General features: G+C 61.2%; 5 protein-coding genes and 2 pseudogenes. 4 read left to right on the forward strand and 3 right to left on the reverse strand.

Features of this window, described 5'->3' with window-relative positions; all coding sequences use genetic code 11:
- Together EN750_RS15715 and radC are read right to left on the reverse strand one after the other, a co-directional pair.
- Window positions 1-418: pseudogene (locus tag EN750_RS15715) on the reverse strand (Arm DNA-binding domain-containing protein); the annotation flags it as partial.
- Window positions 419-456: 38 nt separating this feature from the next.
- A complete protein-coding gene (gene radC, locus EN750_RS15720) occupies window positions 457-1209 on the reverse strand; it encodes a DNA repair protein RadC (protein ID WP_245482715.1) in 753 nt (250 codons plus the stop codon).
- A 234-nt stretch (window positions 1210-1443) separates the two neighbouring features.
- On the opposite strand from radC, the gene EN750_RS15725 reads away from it, so the two are divergent.
- The 3 genes from EN750_RS15725 to EN750_RS15735 are packed head-to-tail and all read left to right on the forward strand — an operon-like array spanning window position 1444 to window position 4426.
- Complete coding sequence (locus tag EN750_RS15725; RefSeq protein ID WP_127396957.1) at window positions 1444-2301, forward strand: MipA/OmpV family protein; 858 nt, start codon at window positions 1444-1446, stop codon at window positions 2299-2301.
- Between the two features lie 41 nt (window positions 2302-2342).
- Complete coding sequence (locus EN750_RS15730) at window positions 2343-3104, forward strand: response regulator transcription factor (RefSeq protein WP_032900681.1); 762 nt, start codon at window positions 2343-2345, stop codon at window positions 3102-3104.
- The gene (locus EN750_RS15735) at window positions 3101-4426 is read left to right on the forward strand and encodes a HAMP domain-containing sensor histidine kinase (RefSeq protein ID WP_127396958.1); all 1326 of its coding nucleotides are present in this window, start codon (window positions 3101-3103) and stop codon (window positions 4424-4426) included. The genes EN750_RS15730 and EN750_RS15735 overlap by 4 nt, the downstream gene beginning before the upstream one ends.
- Before the next feature lie 24 nt (window positions 4427-4450).
- Here EN750_RS15735 and map read toward each other — a convergent pair whose 3' ends face one another.
- Window positions 4451-5278 (reverse strand): type I methionyl aminopeptidase, encoded by an 828-nt coding sequence (gene map, locus EN750_RS15740; protein ID WP_013532002.1) that lies wholly within the window; start codon window positions 5276-5278, stop codon window positions 4451-4453.
- 198 nt (window positions 5279-5476) lie between these two features.
- Here map and EN750_RS15745 point away from each other — a divergent pair.
- Window positions 5477-5838: pseudogene (locus EN750_RS15745) on the forward strand (hypothetical protein); the annotation flags it as partial.

The following is a 5838-nucleotide window of genomic DNA, read 5'->3' on the forward strand; positions in this document are numbered from 1 at the left end:
CGAGTGTGTCGGCAACCTTGTTCAGTCCCTTCTCGGCCTCCTTCCAGGAGGACTTGTCGTTGTCCTTGAGGTTCTCGACATAAGCCTCGAAGAGATCGCCGATGGTTCCCGGCCGGGTATCTGTGGCGATTTTGATGCTGCGGCCCTTTTGGATCAGATTGGCGAAGTCGCGCTGAAAGAGATCCCGCGCTCCGGTCAGTGAGGTCGAGGGATAGGAGCCGATCTTCTTTTTCGTTCGTTTGCCATCGCGCCACTGCTGAGCCATCCACTCGGCTGTCACCCGTGTGGGCATTGCCTTCAGAACCAGCACCAGCCGGCCCGTGCCGCGACCTTCGCCATCGGCTAGGTCGGTCTGCTTTCCTGACTTCTCAACCTGTCTGATTGCTCGTCGAATTGCGCCGTCAGTAAGGCTGGGCATGGCTGAACACTTCCAGATTTGGGGGCGGTATGGGCTCGTTAATTGGTGACGGTAGGGCGTTCGGTCGCCGAAAACAGCCTCCAATATGCCAAATACCGCCCCCAGTACGCAAGGCGAAAAAAGAAAGTGATTAAATGTGATTGAGCGGGACTGTTCGTGACGCGTTGCGGCGCAGATGGATGGTTGTGGACCAGGATGATGGCGGTGGCCGAGAGTTCGAGGGCGCGCCTGACCACCTCGCGCGGATAGACGGGGGTATGGTCGACGGTGCCTGTCTGCTGAACCTCGTCGGCGATCAGCGCGTTCTTCTTGTCGAGGAACAGGATGCGGAACTGCTCGCGCGCCTCGAAGGCCATGACCGACCGGCAATAGGCAAGAAGCTGTGTCCAGGACGAGAGGACTTCGCGACCCTGCACCTCTCCGCGCGCCATGCGCTGCGCGGTTGCCGCGACGATCTTGAGATCGAGCGCCACCGCAGGGCCAATGCCCTTGATTTCCTGCAAGAGGCCAACCGGCGCCCCGAGCACTTCGGCCAGCGTGCCGAAGCGCGCCAGCAGCGCCTTGGCCGCCGGTTTGGTGTCGGCACGAGGGATCAGGCGAAAAAGCAGAAGTTCCAGAAGTTCGTAATCGGGCAGGGCGTCCGGACCCGCCAGGGCAAAACGCTCGCGCAGTCGGTCGCGGTGACCGAGGTAATGCGGCTTTTCGTCGAGCGTCGCCTTGGCTTTCGCCGCAGGCCGCATCGGCGCTTCGGAGAAGAAACTCCGCTCGTCGTCGTCGTTTGTGTTCCCCATACACCGCCCACATTGCTCCAGCGCAGACATTAGAACTGTTCTGGCCGGGATTGAAACAGTTCTGTTCCCCGATCGCGAGACGCCCCACGGCAGATCGTGGCTATGGCTTTCTCATACGGCAAGATGAAACCACGATTGCGCAACAAAACTTAACATCACTTAACGCATGCGGCCACTTTCACCTGACATGTTGGCGCCATCGGAGGCTCGTTGCCTCGCTATACTGGAGCACGCATGTTCACCAAAATTGACTCTGGACTGTTTGCCCGCCGGGCATCTCTTGCGGCCATGGCAATCCTGCTTTCAGCCCATTCGGAGGGCGCGCTCGCGGCCGACGCCATTGCCGTCGATACCGACGATTTCACCCCGCCGCCCGAGCCTTCCCGTTTCGGGCGCATCGAACGGAAACTGTCCGACTGGCATGTCGTGGTCGGCGGCGGCGCCATCATCGTCCCCAAATACGAAGGCAGCAATGAGTTCAAGATCATGCCGGTGCCTTTCGTCACGGCGACATTCCTCGACACGGTGACGATCGACCCGACAGGTGCCAACATCGCCGTCTATGAACAAGGACCGTTCGCGTTCAGCGCTCGGCTTGGCTACGAGATGGGCCGCAAGGAAGACGACTCCGACCATCTGCGCGGCTTGGGGGACGTCGACATGGGCGCGACGGTCGGCGTGAAGGCAGCGGCGAAGTTCGGTCCGGCCGAAATATTCGCGCAACTCGACAAGACCATCGGCGGCAGCGATGGCCTTGAGGGCAGGGTGGGGATCGAGGTGACCCGGCCTCTGTCTCAATCGTTGATGATCGGCGCCAGCGCGTCCGCCGTCTTCGCCGACGAAAATTACATGCAGGCCTATTTTGGTGTCACGCCCGAACAATCGGCTCGCTCGGGGCTGGCGCGCTATGATGCCGGTGCCGGTTTGAAGCGCGCCGATTTTTCGATTTCCGCCACATATATGCTCGACGAGAGCTGGATGGTGCGCGGCGAAGCGGGGGCCGGTGTTCTCTTGGGTGACGCTGCCGACAGCCCTGTTGTCGTCGAAAAGATCCAGCCTTCAGGGATGCTTCTCGTCGGATATCGGTTCTGACGCCTACCCAGGCACCAAATGCAGGCTAGACAAACTCCGGAATGGCACAGCAACGGCACCAAAGCGATTTGAGCGCCGAATCCAGGTCGGCAAGGCAAGGTTCGCGCATCCTCATTGTCGAAGACGATCTTGAGATCGCGCGCATGCTGGGCGAGACGCTCACCGACAACGGCATGATCGTGGAAATTGCCGAGAGCGGCGTCCAGATGAACGCCGCGCTTCGCAACCAGAAATTCGATCTCATCGTGCTCGATGTCATGCTGCCGGGCGAAAACGGTCTCAACATCTGCCGCCGTCTTCGGGCCGGAACCAACATTCCGATCCTGATGCTGACCGCGCTCGGTGAGGAAATCGACCGCATCTTCGGGCTGGAAATCGGCGCCGACGACTATGTGACGAAACCGTTCAGCGCGCGCGAATTGACGGCCAGGATACGGGCGCTGCTGCGCCGCACAGCCTATGCTCCAGACGAGCGGGACTGGTCGAAGGTGCTTCGTTTCAACGGCTGGCGCCTCGATCCAATACGCCGGCAATTGCATGACCCCAACAATGCGCGGGTTACGACCACGACGCATGAATTCGACCTGTTGCTTGCCTTTTGTCGCAATGCGGGCCGGGTTCTCTCTCGCGAGGAACTTCTGGGCGTAACCCATGCCGGGCTCGCGGGGCCGATCGAGCGTAGCGTCGATGTCCATATCAGTCGAATCCGCAGGAAGATCGAAAAGGATGCGCGCGATCCGGTGCTTTTGAGGACCGTTCGGTTGGGTGGCTATATCTTCACCGCGACGGTGGAGGAAGCATGAGTGATATCCTCCGCCGTTTCCTGCCGCAGTCCGTGCGTGGGCAGTTTGTGGCGATCATTTTCATCGCGGTGATCGTGATCATGTTCGTCGGTTCGGTCGTTGAGAGTTTCATAGAGAACGTCGACCTTCCCGCCGCGGAAGATAACGCAAGGCGTGCAGGCGTTGTTGCTGCCTTGTTGCAAGAAACGCCGGCGGAGGCGCGTGGCGCAATTCTGGCGACAGCAAAGCGGGCCGGCTTTGATTTCGAGATATTGCCCAAGGACCAGATAGCCGGCATTCCCCAGTCCTATCTGCAATGGCGAAGTGTCGAATGGCTTTTGCGTATCGACAGGGGGACGGTTGATGGACGCTGGCTAAGGATCGGCGGCCGATACGCGTTTGTCATCGACTTGGACCAGCAGGACGTCCTGGCCCATTTCGGCATGCCCGATTCCTGGCTGACATCGGGCCTCGTCCGTGCCTCGTTCTACAGGTTCATGGCTTTCGTCGCCTTGCCCGTGCTGATCTGGCTGTTTGCGGTTTGGGCCGTGACGGATCCATTGAAGCGCATCTCGGCAGCAGTCGGTTCGGCCGAGATTGAGAATGGCGACCAGCTCTTCGTCGAACACGGCTCCATTGAAATGGTGGGATTGGCGCGCGCCCTGAACAGGATGAGGACGCGCATCCGCACGATGATCGAAAACCGCACGCGCATGTTGCGCAGCGTCAGTCATGATCTGCGCACGCCGTTGACGCGGCTGCGGCTTCGCGCCGAGCGTATGGATGATGGCCCCATCCGAACCGCAATCCTGTCCGATGTCCAGCACATCGAAATCTTGATCGACGAGACCCTGACCTATCTGCGCAACGATGTTTCGACGGAGAAGCTGCAGCTCGCCGACATTGCCAGCGTTCTGCAAACCGTCTGCGCCGAGTTCTCCGATGTCGGATTTCCTGTCTCATATTCCGGGCCGGACCGGCTCCTGGGCTGGTGCAAGCCCAATGCATTGGCGCGTGCGATCGCCAATCTTTGCGACAACGGGGTCAAATTCGCTGGCAATGTCACGGTCGCCTTGACAGCGACCGGCACGGCGGCGCGCATCACGGTAAAGGACGACGGGCCGGGCATTCCGATGACGGCACGTGCTCGTGTTTTCGAACCATTCTTCAAGGAAGATGCATCGCGCGGCATTGCATCGAAGCATGGCTTCGGTCTGGGCCTCTCGATCGTTGCCGACATCGTCCAGGGCCACGGCGGCAGGATCGAATTGCAGGACAACCAGCCCAGCGGACTGGTCGTCACCATCGACCTGCCGAATGCCGCTGGCGTGCAGTCGGCATAGACGGCCTCCTGCCGGGCAGACGCTCTAAGCCGGCAGGCCGGGGCGATCGAGCTTTTTGGGCGACAGCGTGAAAATCTCGCACCCTGTGTCGGTCACGCCGATCGTGTGCTCGTACTGCGCCGACAGCGAGCGGTCGCGCGTCACCGCAGTCCAGCCGTCCGACAGAACCTTCACGTGCGGCCTGCCCAGATTGATCATCGGCTCGATGGTGAAGATCATGCCTGGCCGCATCTCGACGCCTTCATTGGCGCTGCCGTAATGCAGGATGTTCGGCGCGTCATGGAACAACTGGCCGACGCCGTGGCCGCAGAAGTCGCGCACCACCGAGCAGCGCTCGCCTTCGGCAAAGGTCTGGATGGCGGCGCCGATGGCGCCGGTGCGGGCGCCCGGCCTGACCGCTGCAATGCCGCGCATCAGGCATTCATGCGTGACTTCGAGCAGGCGCTCGGCGGCGCGCTTGATCGTGCCGACCGGATACATGCGCGAAGAATCGCCGTGCCAGCCGTCGAGGATATAGGTGACGTCGATGTTGACGATGTCGCCATCCTTGAGCGGCTTGTTGTCGGGAATGCCATGGCAGACGACATGGTTGATCGAGGTGCAGGACGATTTCGTGTAGCCGCGATAGTTGAGCGTCGCCGGCAGCGCGCCGTGGTCCATGCCGAATTCGAAGACGAAGCGGTCTATTGCTTCGGTGGTGACGCCGGGCTGGACCATCGGCACCAGCTCGTCGAGGCAGCGTGCGGTGAGATCGCATGCCTTGCGCATGCCGGCAAAGCCGTCCTCGCCATAGAGGCGGATCTGGCCGGTATTTCTGAGCGGGGCCGTGGCAGCGTCGAGATAGGTGACCATTTTGTCCGTGTAGCGGGTAGGGCTCTGCAGGAGAGCCAGCGTGAAAATTTACCCAGATTTGGCACTTGAGGGCAAAAGGTTCAAGGAAGAACTGTCTGATGCGGCCGCGCTTCCCGATATTTGCCTCGCAAGGGCGATATCTTGCCGGTTTTTGCCCGGTTTGCATCCCTTTCTGGCCATGGTGCGTTAGGGCGGGTGATGTTTTCGAGATCGCGTCCCTTCGCGGCGGCCAGGCAAACCGGATGGCCTGAAGCGCCGCTGACGGCAGCGTGCTCATGCCTGATGGGCATGGTGCTGCTCGCGATGCTGTGCTTCGGCCTGCCGGTGGCGTCAGGCTTTGCGGGGTCTGCGCCAAGCGGTGTCAGCGTCGGTGTCGAGCGGTCGGGCGAAGTGGCGGCGCTGCTGCGTGTCACCGGCAAGGCGCAAGCGCTGGAGGTTCGTGCCGGCCGTCCGGTCCTGGTCAAGTTCGCCGGCGGCCACCCCGCGCTTCCGGTCCCCGACGCTGTTTTTCTTTGGGCCGAACGGCCATCGCAAAGAGCGATGGTTTCGGGATATGGGGC

This window comes from Mesorhizobium sp. M7A.F.Ca.ET.027.03.2.1, from assembly GCF_003999175.1.
Taxonomy (GTDB): domain Bacteria; phylum Pseudomonadota; class Alphaproteobacteria; order Rhizobiales; family Rhizobiaceae; genus Mesorhizobium.